The organism is Sphingobium sp. R-21, assembly GCF_049913335.1.
In the GTDB taxonomy this organism is placed as follows: Bacteria; Pseudomonadota; Alphaproteobacteria; order Sphingomonadales; family Sphingomonadaceae; genus Sphingobium.
This window is the reverse complement of sequence record NZ_CP184374.1, coordinates 2,140,681-2,155,792: the sequence shown is the minus strand read 5'-3', so window position 1 is coordinate 2,155,792 and position 15,112 is coordinate 2,140,681. Positions and strand designations below refer to the sequence as shown.

Genomic DNA, 15,112 nt, shown 5'->3' with positions numbered 1-15,112 from the left:
GACAATGAGATTGGAAACGGCTTCGCGATGACGGACGAGACTACACCTGCCTTGCTCAAGGACATACTCGGTCCGCAGGCGCTGACCATCATCGCCGACGCTGGCGGTTCAGTATCGGCGCGCTTCGATCGCGCCAGCTTTCTCAGCGCCGCGTCGGAAGGACTCGATGCGCTGTCGATCATGGAGCGCGTGCGCCATATCGCTGACGCCCTCCATGTCGCACTACCGGCCCGATATGAGGATGCGCTTGAGATCATCCGTGCCATGGCGCCACAACTCACCCATGGTTTCCAGGTGGTCGCTGTCACCGAGTTCGTGGCGCGATACGGGCTTGGCGATTTCGACAGATCGCTGGATGCGCTTACCGATCTTACCCGCTTCGGATCCGCCGAATTCGCCATTCGCCCATTTCTCGCTCAGGATAGCCGGCGGACCCTTGCCGTCATGGAAGGGTGGGCCAGCCATGCTGACGAGCATGTCCGTAGGCTTGCCAGCGAAGGCAGCAGGCCAAGGTTGCCATGGGCATCGCGCATCCCGGCTCTTCGGGACGACCCGACGCTCGCAGCCTCAATCCTCGAAGCGCTCAAGGCTGATCCCAGCGCTTATGTTCGCAAGTCGGTCGGCAACCATCTCAACGATATCGCAAAGGATCGCCCGGACTGGCTGCTGGATCGTCTTGCCGGGTGGCCGACCGACAACCCTCAAACGGTCTGGATCATCCGTCATGCGTTGCGCACGTTGATCAAGAAGGGCGAACCGCGCGCGCTGGCTCTCATTGGCGTTGAGCACGGCGCCTCAGTCACGGTACGCCGCTTTTCGATTGAGCCTCAGGTTGTGCGTCTGGGCGAAACAATCGCTGTCGATGCCGAACTCCTGTCGACTTCCCCCGATAATCAACGCCTGGTCGTCGATTATCGCGTCCACTATGCGCGTGCCGGCGGCAAGACTGCGGCCAAAGTTTTCAAGCTGAGGACATTTGACCTTTCCGCCGGGCAATCCGTGAAGCTTGGACTACGCCAAGCTATCCGGGATTTCAGTACGCGGCGCCATCATCCCGGCCGCCACGAGGTCGAACTCATCATCAATGGACTGACCATGGCAAGCACTGCGTTCGACATCGCGAGCGATCCCGCCGCCTGAGGCAACCACAGCAGCCATCGGCCAGATTTGTCGCTCCCCCTTTTTCAGCGCGAGGCTGCTCAAGGGATTTAAACATTTGCTCGCAAGCGGCCTCGCTTAGGATCCGGCCACGCAGCCCTCGAAGACATTGGCGCTCGCGGAGAAGCTTGGTTTCCAGCTCCGTTAAGCGGAGCGGGTCTTCAGGTTGGGATGAACGGCAGGTTCTGTCATGGGCGGCCGTTCACCCGATGACTACCGAACGACGTATGCTGGTCGGAAATTGCCGGTCGCGCTAGCGGCTCGGGAATGGAATAACCGTGGCGCTGTCAAGAAAGGAGGCCATGCCTTCCTCGGAAACCGCCTGTCGGAATGCATCCAGAGCGGCCGCGTCCGTAGCGAACTGATCATCCCACACCGTCGAAGTGCCACTGGAGTTGACCACTTCGAGAGACCAGTCGGGTTCGTCCTCGAGCCGGACAATATTGACCTCCACGGTGACACCGTCCTGTGTGACGGTGCCGGAAAGTCCGGAAACGACAAGATTGGGATCACGATCGGCCATGGACATAATCTATGGTGCCGAGGTGGTCGTGTAAATCACACTCTGTCGGTGGAAAGAGAGAGCGGTCCTCGAAGGCGCCTCGCGCCTGACGGCGCGACCGCGCTCTATGGCTCGGCGACGTCAAAGGCTTTCCGTCCTCTTCGCCACCGAGCCCCGGATTTCACCGGGTCTCGTCCTGACGGTAACGATCGGCTGGCGCTGGCGGACGGGCTGTGCCCGTCCTTGACGCGGTCGCCGCGCGGGTGCGCGGCGGCGCTGTTGGTGGCCTCTCCCGGTCAAGCGCGGGTGGTCGGCGCTCCCTGCTAGGCCCGCCCGCGTCGCCGGCAAGCCGGCCCTCGACTGCGCTCGGGACCGGTTCCTCCACTATCGTTCCAGCCCTGCGCCACCCCGTCGCTGGCGCGACGGGGACCCCGGCTTGGGTGCAGGCGCCGCTCGCGGCGGGCCTTTCCGGTCGCATCTTGCCGCCCACCCCCGCTTTTCCGGGGAGGCCATGGTGGTTTTCGGGCGGCTTGAGGAGGTGAACGATGCGTTCTTCCACTTGTCCCAGCGCGACCGGCAAAGGTCGCAAACCCCACGCGAACAAGGGCGGGCAAGCGGTGCCGGCCAAGACCCGGACGGAAAGTGTAGGGGCCGAGGCATCCCGAGCGAATCTCTATGACGAGGTGACGGCGCGGATCATCGGCGAGCTTGAGGCAGGCCGTTTCCCATGGGTTCAGCCGTGGGGCCAGCCCGATGCGGACGGCGGCGCGATCGGTCCCGGCCTGCCGCGCAATGCGCTGACCGCACGGCGCTATTCGGGTGTCAACGTCCTGATCCTGTGGGGCGCGGTGATCGAACATGGCTATCCCTCGCAGGCCTGGCTGACCTTCAAACAGGCGCTGGAGGCAGGCGGCTGCGTCCGCAAGGGCGAGCGTGGCACCACCGTCGTCTATGCCGACCGATTTGTTCCGAAGCAGACGGATGGAGCGGGGCTCCGGGGGAGCGCCGCGCCGTCTGCTCGGGGCGAATGGCCCGAAGCCGAGAAGGCCCGCGCCCGCGACGAGGGCGGCGAGGCGCGCGCTATTCCCTTCCTGAAGCGCTTCACCGTGTTCAACGTGGCGCAGTGCGAGGGACTGCGTGCCGGGCTGTGCCCCGAACCCGCGCCCTTGCCCGAACGTCAGATCGTGCCGGTCGCCGAGGAAGTGATCGCGGCGAGCGGCATCGATTTCCGCGTCGGCGGCAAGCCCTTGCCGCTATGGAGACATTGCCGACCGAGCCGATCAGCGTGCGGGTCTCCACGGCGGTGAAGCTCACAGGCATCCCCCGATCGACGCTTTACGAGTTGATCAAGTCCGGCGAGATCGAGACCGTCAAGATCGGCAGATCGACATTCATCCCCTATCGCTGCTTGAGGCGGCTGGTTGAAGGCTGAAGCAACAAATTGTCGAGGGCGTACGCGCGGCGACGCAAAAAAATGTTCCCGATCGGGAATGAATGCGGCGGCGAAAGATCGATAGGAGCGTCATATTCCCGATCGGGAATATGGATAGTCATCCTCTCGCCAAGATCGTTTGGGAAGAACGCAAGACATAGAGGGCTGCAGTGGAACGAACTCGCCGCCGCCTGCGATGACAACAATATCGTCCGAGTTTCTTCCGTGCTTATTTTTCCGCGCAGGAGTTCAGGATCGGCGTCATGACTTTCACATGCGCGTCGATACGCTCGAGCACCTTCGCAGGGACGACGGCGCGCTCCGGCAGATGCCACCAACACTCGTTGACGCGGGCGACCGTCTCTACCACGGCTTGGAGAACCGCCGGCTCGGGCAGCCTCGCGCGGTTTGCGAAGGATTTCCAGCGAGGTGCTGAAAGCGCCTTGAACGACCGTTCGCCGCCAAGCGACAGTGCCATGCTGTCTGTGGGAATGTAGGGGATGGTCGATAACATGTCGTAGATCGGCGCGAGAGCAGGCGTACTGCTGTCATCACGATAGATCAGCGACCAGTTCTTCAGGTGCATGTCGCCATTGCCGGTCAGCACCGCCAGCGCGAGCCGGCGCACAAATTCGAGCGCGGCGACAGGGGATACCGCCGCATTCACGGCGGCGGCCACATCGTGATAGGCCGCCCCCTCATATTTGCGGGAGGGATAGACGCCAAACACCTGGGCGAAGTCCTCGATGTGGATTCGCTCACCCCGTGGGCCACGGTCGAAACGCCTGATGAGAAGAACCTTGCCTTCCGACAGCGTGTCGAAATCTTCCGGTATTCCCTCAAAATCGGATTTCTCGACCAGTTCGCGCTCGGGCACATCCATGCCGATCGCGGCCGCCAAGGCGAGATTGGCAAACTCGTTCTCGGACACACCAGGAAATGCCGTGGAGGGGAACTTCGCGATATATTGCCCCTGGCCGTCATCGAGCGGAAGCGTCAGTCCTCCCCCCTTGCCGGTGTTCTTCATCACCGACAGCTTCATCTGCACGCCGGCGAGCGAAAAACGCGCCTTAGGCTTTTCCTTTGCACTGTCCTGCGGCGTTACTTTCATGCCGTCACTGGGCAGGACCCGGACGGCTCCCGGCAGATCCGCGCCGAGCGCCGCCAACAGGTCGAAATCATTGCCCGGACGGACGGTGCCTGCATGATGCTTTTCCATCGCCTCGCGCAGCTTGTCCTCTGGCAGCAGGTTCGCAAAGAAGGGCGGCAATGCCCCGCTCACCGGCTTTGGATCCTTGCGCAAGCCCCCGGTGGCCGCGCGGAAGGACAGGCTGAGGATCGGTACACCGCCAGTTGTCCGATAGGCCTCTTCAAAGCTGAACGCATTGAAGTCACCGGGTGTCCTGACGATCACACCGACCTTCAGCGCATTCAGGAACACATCTAGGGACTGGATCGCCTGAGGTGCGTGAGACGTTTGAGCCATGATATTCGTCTTCAATCGGGGTGTGAGACAAAGGCGGGCAGGTCGTCGTCGTCATGCGGACGTAACAACGCCCGGACGGCCGGGACCATCGCTTGCGGCACCAGCATCATCTCCAGCCCAAGCGCACGAGCGACATTCATGAGCGTCGTGGCACGCGCAGCAGCAATGCCCGTTTCGATATCGCGATAGCGTGGACGGGATATGCCAGCCAGATCGGCCACCTGCTCTTGCGTCAATCCGGCGGCCAGCCTCGCCTGCCGTAGGAGTTCGCCTAGTTCGCGCAGGGTTTCGGATTGAGCACTCACTATGATCCCCATACGATTCAAAATGAAATCACATGAAGCGTCTACATATCTTTCTTCGGCCAGCACGTCAAATTCAGTGATCCCTTTTCATATCATATCGACCAATGAGATACGTAAACGAGTCATCGCCGATGGCATGGTCGTTTCGGGAGCGGAGAGAGGTGCAGACCGTTGTGGGTTTCGGCGGGGCCATAGGTCGAGACCGTCCGTCACCTTCCTGCTATCATTCACCGAGGTTCAAGAAATACCGCGTGCGCTTCAGTTCGCCCTGCTTGCGCAAAGCGTGACGGTGGCGGCGGAAACGACCCGCGCCTATCTCGACGCCTGTTCCTACGCCCATGCGCTCAATGTCGCGCAGGACAGCTATCGCGCCAGCAATGAAAGTCTGCGTCTGGTGACAGCGCAGGAGAAGGCGGGATCCGTCGGACGCTTCGATGTCGAGCGGGCTGCTGCTGCTGCGACCGCCCGCGCAGCCATTCCGTCGCTGGAGGCGCAGCATCAGGCTGCCCTGTTCGAACTCGCCGCGCTGCTGGGCAGTACGCCTGCCGACATTCCCCTTGCTGCACAGCAATGCACGAAACCACCCGCCGCAGTGGCATTACCGGTGGGCGACGGCGCATCACTGTTGCGCCGTCGCCCAGACCTGCGGCAGGCTGAGCGGCAGCTGGCGGCAGACACCGCGCGGATCGGTGTGGCTACGGCCGCGCTTTATCCCAAGATCAGCTTGGGCGGATCGGGGAATTTCTTCCGCAACGATAGCGTGCGTGGCAATGATAGTCTCAGCTTCTCGGTCGGGCCACTACTCAGCTGGAGCTTCCCCAATGTCAGCGTCGCGCGTGCCCGCATCCGTCAGGCGGAGGCGCAGGGCGACGCCTCATTGGCTGCCTTCGACGGGGCCGTCATCACGGCGCTCAAGCAGGTGGAGCAGGCGCTCAGCAATGCCGCGCGCGAACAGGAAAGACTCTCCATACTAGGAGAAGCGCGGACCCGTTCCCAGCGCGCCTTCGATTTTGCCACTGCGCGTTATCGCGCGGGGTCTGTCGGTCTTCTCGATGTGTTGGTCGCGCAGACGGCACTGCTGGACGCGCGGGCCGCGGAAGCGGCCTCGCTCCAGCGCCTGTCATCGTTGCGTGTCGACCTTTTCAAATCCCTCGGAGGTGGTTGGCGGGATATTGAGGCATAATCGGGCGCGCGATGGCAACAGCAGGCGCACATCAGCACCTGCCTTCAGTTCAATGAGCATGTCCCATGCTGGATCGCCAAAAAGCTGGGGAGAGCCAAGCAATTGCTCGTGCCTCTGCCTGCGGCGTACGGTTCGCCTCGCATTATCCAACGCGGTCCGCCTAACTCCCAGAACGCACCCGTGCGGTGTTTTGGATAGATGGCTCGATTGCATGCCGTCATGTGAACGAGCCTTAAACTCTCAAGTGACCGGCACAAAACCGTTACAAGTCCAGTTGGGTTCAAACCATCACGATAGATCCCAAGGATCTGCAACGGGCGGTCGATGCTGACAAGCTCCAGAGTGGTCTTAAGTCCATCTGATGTCGCGGCTTCATTGGGCTGTGAGTACCAGGCCATTTCAATCGATCAGATCAAGGTGGAGGCATTTGGCTTATGCTTGTCGCATCGGTGGCCAATTAATTCCGTTTTATTCCACGCGGTGGCTTGAAATGCATGAAGGCAAGGTCCATTTAATCTCATATCTTCTTCGACCTGATGGCTCGTCCAGATATGACGCAATTGCCCTCTTGAGCAATTGTCGCTGATCATGGCGTCAATATTTCAGCCGCGACCCGGTGCTTTTGATCCGGCAGACTAAGGATCATGAATGCTAATTCGGGCTGGATATGATATCGCCTTTGCGGCCGAAGAGGCCGTGCCGATGCTGGCCATGCTCAGCATCCACCCCAGCCGGAACCGGGATCTTCGCAGCGCCCAGCGGATATTCACCCAGCCCGATGTGGCCGCCTATGACTATGTCGATGGGTTCGGCAATATCTGCACACGGCTGACGATGCCGCGGGGTGGCATCGCCATATCCTGCGGCTTTGTGATCGAGGACAGCTTTCTGCCCGATGTCATCGCATCGAGCGCCATGCAGGTACCGTTGGAGCAAATTCCCGACGATGTTTTGCACTTTCTGCTGGGTAGCCGCTATTGCGAGACGGACCGGCTGTCCGATCAGGCTTGGGCGCTTTTTGGCCGCACGGCACCCGGCTGGTCACGGGTTCAAGCAATTTGCGATTATGTGCATGAGCATATCCGCTTCGACTATATGGCCGCGCGATCGACACGCACGGCATGGGATACAAACGAAGAACGCGTCGGCGTCTGCAGGGACTATGCGCACCTCGCCATGGCTCTCTGCCGTTGCATGAACATCCCCGCGCGATACTGTACCGGCTACATGGGCGACATGGATTTGCCGGCCCTTGTTGGCGACATGGACTTCTCGGCTTGGTTCGAGGTCTATCTCGACGGCACATGGTACACGTTCGATGCGCGCCACAACCGTCCCCGGCGTGGCCGCATCCTGATGGCCCGCGGGCGGGATGCGGCTGACGTGGCGCTGACCACGACCTTCGGCACTGCAAGGCTTACGCGCTTCGACATCTACACCGACGAGGATCGCCTCGGGCATATTGTGCCCTGATATTCAATCAGCCAGGAGACTGCGAATGGCCAAGAGCCAGAAGAGATCGAACCGCGAAGTACGCAAGCCCAAGGCCGAAAAACCGGGCAAGACTAATGCGTCCAATCCATCGACCAAGCCCGGTGTCGTCGGTATCGTGACATTGAAGAATTGATGATGCGACACACGTTTACACAGCGTGGCGCGGTGAAGCTTTCCGATGGGGAGGCCAGCCGCCAGAGCCGCGTGACAAAGCTCGCCCTGGAAAGGCTGGGCGTATCGGCCGCTATCGCTTTTCTCAAACGATCACCTGGACGATCTTTCGGGCCGACCGATCCAGATTGCCATGGCCAGCGAGGGGGGGCTCCAGTCCATCGAGCGACTATGGTTAAACGCCCGTGATCGCGAGATAGCCATCAACATCGTTGGCGCTAGGCGCTCGCCGCTGCCAGAATAGTATCGGCCAGTCGTTGCGCCCAGCTAGACTGGCCGGCTTGGGTCGAGATCATGTCCTGCCGGACTTCGATCTCGGCATAGCGCAATGCGCGCGAAATGGCGTGGCGGGGTATGGTATAGTCGGTGTCGTCCATTGCGTAGGGCGCATTGTCGCCGACTGTGATATCGCCCCGTTGCGCCAGGGCATGCAGCATAGCCACCGCCATGTCGATGCGACCATGCCAATACAGGATACCGATATCCCAGGGCCGGGTCATACCGTTCATGATCGGCGTAAAGCTGTGCAGTGACAGCAGGATCGTTTGGCGACCGGCCGCGAGGCGCGCGTCGATGATGGCTTCGAGCGCGGCGTGATAGGGCCGATGAATCTCCTCGATCCGCGCCTGCCGCGCGACCGCGTCCAGTCCTTCGTTGTCCGCGATAGTGATGCCATCGGACACCGCCGGCATCGCGTCCGGCCGATCTGGATCGCGGTTGCAATCGATGACGAGGCGCGAATAGGTCTGATGCAGAAAAGGCGCATCGAGCAACAGCGCCAGTTTCCGTCCCATGCCAAGCACGCCGATATCCAGCGCAATGTGGCGAGTCCGATCGGCAGGCCCCAGTCCCAGGTCGCCGAGCGCGTTGGGAATGGCCGAACCGGCATGATCGCCGATCAGCAGGAACGGCGCGGCGCCCCCTGCGTTAAACAGAGTGAACGGCGCCGGATCATCCGGGCCCAACAGTCCGTCCACTGCGCGCCCGACCGTCAGGATCCCATTCCATGCCATTGCTGACGATCCGCCATGTCACTGACTATCGCTACAAGGCGCCGGTATCGCTGGGTGAACATCGCATCATGATGCGCCCACGCGAGGCGTTTGACCAGCATTTGCTGTCTGCTCGCCTTGATATCGATCCCAAGCCCAGCGAATTGCGTTGGCTGCATGATGTGTTCGGCAATTCGGTGGCGATGGCCCTGTTCGAGCGGCGGACGTCGAAACTGACCGTCACGAGCGAGACGACGCTGGAACATGCGCCTCTGGCGCAAGGGCAGGTCGACGTCGAACCCTATGCGCGGCTGTTTCCGTTCACCTATTCGTCCGAGGACATGCCCGATCTGCTCCGGTCGATCGAGCGCCAGCATCACGACCCCGAACGGATCGTCGACAACTGGGCGCGCGGTTTCGTCAGCAATCATGGCGATACGGAGACCGTCGCCCTGTTGACGGCCATCGCGACCGGCATCAAGCGCGATTTCACCTATGTGCCCCGGCACGAAAAGGGCACCCAGTCGCCGATCGAGACCTTGAGGAAGCGGCAGGGCACCTGCCGCGACTTCGCCGTACTGATGATCGAGGCGGTGCGCGCGCTCGGCTTCGCCGCGCGGTTCGTGTCGGGCTATGTCTACAATCCCTCGCGCAAGGAAGACGTCCTGGGCGGCGGCAACACCCATGCCTGGGTGCGGATCTTCCTGCCCGGTTCGGGCTGGGTCGAATTCGATCCGACCAACGGCATCATCGGCAATCGCGGCCTGATCCGCGTCGCCATCGCGCGCGATCCCTATCAGGCCTTGCCATTGTCCGGCACCTGGTTCGGCTTGCCCGCCAGCTATCTGGGCATGGACGTCACCGTCGATGTCTCTCGCGCCGATCCCGCCAAATTCCCGCGCTCTTCCCATGGCGCCATCAACAGCCGACCCGTCGGCTCTTCAGGAAAGTGACATGCATGCTGATCCGTTGCGGATATGACATCAGCTTCCAGGCCGAGACCCGAACCGCGATGATGGCGATGCTGAGCCTGCATCCCTCGCGCCATCAGGACCTGCAAACGGCGCAGAGGCTGACGATCAGCCCCGACATTCCGCTCTATCATTATGAAGACGGTTTCGGGAACCTGGCCACGCGCCTCACCGTTCCGCCAGGCGGCGTCACACTGTCCTGCGATTTCGTGATCGAGGACAGCGGCGCGCCGGATCGCCGCGCGCCGACGGGGCCGCAGATGCCGGTGGAAGATCTGCCGGACGATGTGATGATCTTCCTGCTCGGCAGCCGCTATTGCGAGACCGACCGGCTGATGGACGTGGCCTGGGCCAATTTCGCCCATTATGGGACGGCCAGCGAGCGTGTCGATGCGATCGTCGATTTCGTCCACAATCACATCGAGTTCGGCTATCATCATGCACGGCCTGACAAAACCGCCTGGAATGGCTACCAGGAGCGGCAGGGCGTCTGCCGCGATTTTGCCCACCTCGCCATCACGTTGTGCCGGTGCATGAACATTCCGGCCCGTTACTGCACCGGCTATCTGGGCGATATCGGCATTGCGCCGGTGGACGCGCCGATGGATTTCAGCGCCTGGTTCGACGTCTATATCGATGGCCAATGGTATACGCATGATGCCCGCCACAACCGTCCCCGGATCGGCCGCATCCTGATGGCGCGCGGACGTGACGCCACCGATGTCGCATTGACCACGGCCTTTGGTCCGGCGACGCTGACCCTGTTCGAGGTCCATTGTGACGAGGTGCAATCGATTGACTGATCTCCCCGTCCTGTTGCGGCCATGGGACGGTCCGCTCGGCGCGCCGCCCTTCGCGCAGGTGCGGCCCGAAGATTTCCCGTCGGCTTTCGATACGGCCATGGCGTGGCATCGTGCCGAGATCGCGGCGATCGCCGACCAGTCCGCCGCGCCGGACTTTGACAACACGATCGCCGCGCTGGAACGGTCGGGCGAGGCGCTAGCGCGCGTGCGCCGGCTTTTCTGGACACTGTCCTCCACGCAAGCGACGCCCGACATTCGTGCAATCGAGGGCGACATTGCGGCGCGGCTGAGCGCTCATTCCACCAAAATCGGCCATGATGACAGGCTCGCCGCGCGGATCGCGGCGGCTCATGCGGGGCGGCATGACGCCGGCCTGAATGACGCGCAGATCCGGTTGGTCGAAACGACCCATGCCGGTTTCCTTCGCAGCGGATCGATGCTGGAACCGGCGCAAAAGGCGCGCTTCGCGGCCATCGACGCACGCCTTGCCGCTCTCGCCGTGCAGTTCGGGCACAATGTGATGGCCGCGACCGGCGCCTGGATACTGGACCTGGACTCGGATGATCTCGCCGGCCTGTCGCCCGGGCTGTGCGCGGCGTCCGCCGGGCGCGCCACGGCGAACGGTGCGCAAGGCCGCTATCACTTTACCCTCGACCGCACGGACTATGAGAGCTTCCTGACCTTCTCGGCGCGGCGCGACCTTCGCGAGCGATTATGGCGCGCCTTCACCGATCGTTGCGACGGTGACGCTCACGATAACTGGCCGGTCATTGCCGAGACGCTGGCTCTGCGGCGCGAGCGCGCCACTCTGCTAGGCTATGCCGATCACGCGCACTATGCTCTGGAAGACAGCATGGCGAAGACGCCCGATGCCGTCCAAGCGCTGCTGATGCAGCTTTGGAAGCCGGGCAAGCGCCGCGCTGCCGAAGAAGTGGCTGAATTGCAGGCGCTGATCGACCGTGAAGGCGGCGGCTTTGCACTCGCACCCTGGGATTGGCGCTATTATGCGGAAAAGGTGCGCCGGTCCCGCTATGCGCTGGACGGGGCGGCGGTGGCGCAGCATCTGCGTCTGGACGCCATTCGGCAGGCGGCGTTCGATACGGCCGCAATGCTCTATGGCCTGCGCTTCATCCGCCGCGCCGACATCGTCGGCTATCACCCCGACGTTTGGGCGTGGGAGGTGAAAAACGAAGAGGATGTGCCGGTCGGCCTGCTCTTCACCGACTATCTTGCCCGGCCGGAAAAGCATGGCGGCGCCTGGATGGGCAGCCTGCGCGTGCAGGAAAGCATGGACGGCGACGTGCGGCCGATCGTCTATCTGGTCGCCAATTTCGCCGCCGCGCCGCCGCCCGACACTGCTCGCCTGTCGATCGACGAGGCGCGCACGCTCTTCCACGAATTCGGCCATGCTTTGCACGGCTTGCTGTCCCGCGTCACCTATCCCAGCCAGTCGGGCACCGCCGTCGCGCGGGACTTCGTCGAGTTCCCCAGCAAGTTCATGGAGAACTGGATCGTCAGCCGGGAGGTACTGTCGGGATTTGGCGTACCCGACGCACTGATCGCGGCGATCCATGAAGCGGAAGCCTATGGCCAGGGATTTGCGACGGTCGAACTGATCAGCTGCGCCCTGGTCGATCTCGCAGTCCACCGCGCGCCGGATGCCGCCGCCGATCCCCGCGCCTTCATCGATGCGGAACTGAACAGGCTCGGCATGCCACGGGAAATCGGCCTGCGGCACCGCTTTCCCTGTTTCACGCATATCTTCGATGGCGGCTACGCCAGCGCCTATTACAGTTATGCCTGGTCCGAGGCGCTGGACGCCGATGCCTTTGAGGCCTTTGTTGAATCCGGCGACATATTCGACACGGGCCTGGCGCATCGCTTCAAGCAGGAAATCCTGGAACGGGGCGACAGCCGTGACCCCATGGCCTCATTTCATGCTTTTCGTGGTCGCGATCCCGATCCAAAAGCCCTGATGAGGGTACGGCATCTGTTATCCGGCTGATTTGAGGCGGATCCGCTGTTCTATTGTTTCTCGCGTTTCTTCAGCCGCCGGGCATTGGCCGTCGCCGTCTTGTGGATCGGTGCCAAGGTCACTGCTGCCATGCGCGAAACGGCATCGATCGACCGCAGCGCCTGGCTGCGGCCCTGAAGCATCCACAAGGGATTGCCTGACAGCATCGCCGCCGCCATCGCTTGCCCTTGCGACAGGAACGCCTGATGCATGACAGCTATGCTCTGCGTCAGCGCCGCCCCGCTTTGCGTAAAGGCCTCGATCTTCTCCGGCACCATGCGCGACAGTTCGCGATAATCGCCGGTCAGGGGAGACCGACCGGCATTGCAAATAAGGATGGTTCGGGCATCGATGACACGCTGCGACGTCAGGAGCGTCTCCGTCGCCTTCATCCATGTCCTTTGCAGGTCGAAGCCGATTACGAACATTTGCGACCAGGTCGCGAGCGGTGAGGTCGTCTGCGGCGCGCTCATGCGAGCGTCCGCAGCGCGGGTTCGCGTGCATAATATCGCAATGCTGCCGCCTTTACGAAGGCCTCGCCTGTTCCGACCACGCCTTCGTCCGGCTCGACGCCCCCCTTGTCCAGCAGCGGCTTGGCGGCGTCGCTCGCGCCGATCGCCTTGAGGTGGCCGAAGGCATCCATCGCGAACTGAACGGCGGCCGCCTCCTTCACCAGCGCGGCGCATCCTTCTTGTGACAGGATGATCGCGACCGCGTCGAAAATCTGGCTCGGCGACCCGGCCAGCTGGCCATCGGCCTTGCGCATCTTGCCGTCGGACAGTTTGGCGCCGCTAACCTTGGACGCGACGACCAGGGCCTTGCCCCCGGCCTTTCCGATCGCCGCGATCAGGCTGTCCAGTTCCTGCGCGTCGGTGCCATCCGCGATCAATATGCCGATCGCCCGGCCCTCCAGCGTGGCCTTCATATTCTTGTGGATCGAAAGCGCATCGGAGGACGCCATGTCTACCGGCGCCTTTGCCGCCAGCGCGGCCTTGGGCAGTGCGATGCCCAGTCCATCGGCGACCCGCTTCGCCAGATCCTCATCGACGTTGCGCAAATTGGCGACCAGGCGCGCTGGCACCTGGTCGAGATCGGCTACCTTCGACAGCTCGAATACGAAGGAGGAGGCGATATGGGCCTGTTCATTCTTGGTCTGCGATAGGTAGAACAGCCGCGCCTGGCTATAATGATCGGCGAAGCTTTCCGCGCGCACCCGCAGCTTCTCGCCAGCTTCCTCTTCACCTGAAAATGCGGTCGATGTCGCAAAGCCGCTTTGCGGACTTTCGCGAGGACCGCCGTTCTCGCCATGGTCGGAAAGGCTGTTGGGTTCGTAGTTGGCCCGGCCTTTGGGCACCGCCATCTGCATGTGCCCGTCGCGCTGGAAATTCTGGAACGGGCAGCGTGGCGCGTTCACCGGAATCTGGTGGAAATTGGCCGTGCCCAGCCGGGACTTCTGCGTATCGAGATAGGAGAAGAGCCGTCCCTGAAGCAGCGGATCGTTGGAAAAATCGATGCCCGGTACGATATTGCCGGGGCAGAAGGCGACCTGCTCGGTTTCGGCAAAGAAATTGTCGACATTGCGATCCAGCACCAGCCGGCCGATGATGCGCACAGGCACATCCTCCTCCGGGATCAACTTGGTTGCGTCGAGCACATCATAAGGCTGGGCGTCGGCAAAGGCCTTGTCGAAGACCTGGATGCCAAGTTCCCATTCGGGAAAATCGCCGGCATCGATCGATTCGAACAGGTCACGGCGATGATAGTCGTTGTCGGCCGCCTGCAGCTTCAGCGCCTCGTCCCAAATGGTCGATTGCAGGCCGAGTTTCGGCTTCCAGTGGAATTTGACGAAATGCGTCTTGCCGGCCGCGTTGACGAGCAGGAAGGTGTGGACGCCGAACCCCTCCATCATGCGCAGGCTGCGCGGCAGGGTCCGGTCGGACATCGCCCACATCAGCATGTGCGTGGTCTCGGGCATCAGGCTCGCCCAGTCCCAGAAGGTGTCGTGCGCGCTGCCGGCCTGCGGATAGCCGCGGTCGGCCTCCATCTTCACGGCATGGACCAAGTCCGGGAATTTCATCGCATCCTGGATGAAGAAGACGGGGATATTATTGCCGACCAGATCCCAATTGCCTTCGCGCGTGTAGAATTTTACCGCGAAGCCGCGCACGTCGCGCGGCGTATCTACTGACCCCGCGCCGCCCGCCACGGTCGAAAAGCGCACGAAGACCTCGGTCTTCTCGCCTTTGGTAAAGAGCGCCGCCTTGCTGAGGTCGGAAATATCGTCGGTTGCTTCGAAATAGCCGTGCGCGCCCGTCCCGCGGGCATGAACGATGCGTTCGGGTATACGCTCATGATCGAAGTGGAAGATCTTTTCGCGGAGGACGAAATCCTCCAGCAAGGTAGGGCCGCGCGTGCCCGATCGCAGGCTGTTCTGATTGTCGGCAACGGCGATGCCCTGATTGGTGGTGAGGATGGCATCGGCGCCGGCGCCCCTGGCCGCCGTCTGATGCGTTTCTCCACCCTGTGAAGGCGACGTGTTTGAAGTGCGGTTGGCCATCGGGCGTCCTTTTCATGATGGGATGTCTGGTCGGCGCGGCGGAC

General features: G+C 62.2%; 14 protein-coding genes and 1 pseudogene. 9 read left to right on the top strand and 6 right to left on the bottom strand.

Translation table 11 applies throughout. From position 1 onward, the window contains the following. Positions 1-27: 27 nt before the first annotated feature. Positions 28-1,140 carry a DNA alkylation repair protein gene (locus tag ACN9MX_RS10330; RefSeq protein WP_426386895.1) on the top strand — a complete coding sequence of 371 codons (1,113 nt, stop codon included), beginning with the start codon at positions 28-30 and terminating at the stop codon, positions 1,138-1,140. Between the two features lie 271 nt (positions 1,141-1,411). Here the strand turns inward: ACN9MX_RS10330 and ACN9MX_RS10325 are convergent, their stop codons facing one another. Further along, a complete protein-coding gene (locus tag ACN9MX_RS10325; protein WP_426386893.1) occupies positions 1,412-1,681 on the bottom strand; it encodes a hypothetical protein in 270 nt (89 codons plus the stop codon). Between the two features lie 524 nt (positions 1,682-2,205). On the opposite strand from ACN9MX_RS10325, the pseudogene ACN9MX_RS10320 reads away from it, so the two are divergent. After that, a pseudogene (locus ACN9MX_RS10320) lies at positions 2,206-2,901 on the top strand (ArdC family protein); the annotation flags it as partial. Between the two features lie 44 nt (positions 2,902-2,945). Beyond that, entirely contained in the window at positions 2,946-3,092 is a 147-nt protein-coding gene (locus ACN9MX_RS10315) for a helix-turn-helix domain-containing protein (protein ID WP_426386891.1), read from the top strand. 229 nt (positions 3,093-3,321) lie between these two features. Here ACN9MX_RS10315 and ACN9MX_RS10310 read toward each other — a convergent pair whose 3' ends face one another. After that, positions 3,322-4,593: a type II toxin-antitoxin system HipA family toxin gene (locus ACN9MX_RS10310; RefSeq protein ID WP_426386889.1), complete on the bottom strand. Its 1,272-nt coding sequence runs from the start codon at positions 4,591-4,593 to the stop codon at positions 3,322-3,324. Further along, positions 4,590-4,883, bottom strand: coding sequence for a helix-turn-helix domain-containing protein (locus ACN9MX_RS10305; RefSeq protein ID WP_363737684.1), 294 nt, complete (start codon positions 4,881-4,883; stop codon positions 4,590-4,592). The genes ACN9MX_RS10310 and ACN9MX_RS10305 overlap by 4 nt, the downstream gene beginning before the upstream one ends. A 283-nt stretch (positions 4,884-5,166) precedes the next feature. Here ACN9MX_RS10305 and ACN9MX_RS10300 point away from each other — a divergent pair, with 283 nt between their 5' ends. From ACN9MX_RS10300 to ACN9MX_RS10290, 3 genes are all read left to right on the top strand, one after another. Then, positions 5,167-6,066: a TolC family protein gene (locus ACN9MX_RS10300; RefSeq protein WP_363753621.1), complete on the top strand. Its 900-nt coding sequence runs from the start codon at positions 5,167-5,169 to the stop codon at positions 6,064-6,066. Positions 6,067-6,714: 648 nt separating this feature from the next. Next, positions 6,715-7,539: a transglutaminase-like domain-containing protein gene (locus ACN9MX_RS10295; protein WP_363831733.1), complete on the top strand. Its 825-nt coding sequence runs from the start codon at positions 6,715-6,717 to the stop codon at positions 7,537-7,539. A 25-nt stretch (positions 7,540-7,564) separates the two neighbouring features. Continuing rightward, positions 7,565-7,693 carry a hypothetical protein gene (locus ACN9MX_RS10290; protein ID WP_363737689.1) on the top strand — a complete coding sequence of 43 codons (129 nt, stop codon included), beginning with the start codon at positions 7,565-7,567 and terminating at the stop codon, positions 7,691-7,693. Between the two features lie 256 nt (positions 7,694-7,949). On the opposite strand, the gene ACN9MX_RS10285 is transcribed toward ACN9MX_RS10290, so the two are convergent. After that, positions 7,950-8,744, bottom strand: a complete 795-nt coding sequence (locus tag ACN9MX_RS10285) for an N-formylglutamate amidohydrolase (protein WP_363831735.1) — start codon at positions 8,742-8,744, stop codon at positions 7,950-7,952. Between ACN9MX_RS10285 and ACN9MX_RS10280 the strand changes: the two genes are divergently transcribed. From ACN9MX_RS10280 to ACN9MX_RS10270, 3 genes are read left to right on the top strand one after another with little or no spacing between them, the layout of a single operon-like run. Beyond that, entirely contained in the window at positions 8,738-9,676 is a 939-nt protein-coding gene (locus tag ACN9MX_RS10280) for a transglutaminase family protein (protein WP_363737693.1), read from the top strand. The genes ACN9MX_RS10285 and ACN9MX_RS10280 overlap by 7 nt on opposite strands. Before the next feature lie 5 nt (positions 9,677-9,681). Further along, the gene (locus ACN9MX_RS10275; protein WP_363737695.1) at positions 9,682-10,497 is read left to right on the top strand and encodes a transglutaminase-like domain-containing protein; all 816 of its coding nucleotides are present in this window, start codon (positions 9,682-9,684) and stop codon (positions 10,495-10,497) included. Next, complete coding sequence (locus ACN9MX_RS10270; protein ID WP_426386888.1) at positions 10,490-12,502, top strand: M3 family metallopeptidase; 2,013 nt, start codon at positions 10,490-10,492, stop codon at positions 12,500-12,502. Before ACN9MX_RS10275 ends, ACN9MX_RS10270 begins: the two co-directional genes overlap by 8 nt. 20 nt (positions 12,503-12,522) lie before the next feature. Here ACN9MX_RS10270 and ACN9MX_RS10265 read toward each other — a convergent pair whose 3' ends face one another. After that, the gene (locus ACN9MX_RS10265; RefSeq protein ID WP_426386887.1) at positions 12,523-12,984 is read right to left on the bottom strand and encodes a hypothetical protein; all 462 of its coding nucleotides are present in this window, start codon (positions 12,982-12,984) and stop codon (positions 12,523-12,525) included. After that, complete coding sequence (locus ACN9MX_RS10260) at positions 12,981-15,068, bottom strand: catalase (RefSeq protein WP_426386886.1); 2,088 nt, start codon at positions 15,066-15,068, stop codon at positions 12,981-12,983. The genes ACN9MX_RS10265 and ACN9MX_RS10260 overlap by 4 nt, the downstream gene beginning before the upstream one ends. Positions 15,069-15,112 lie beyond the last annotated feature (44 nt).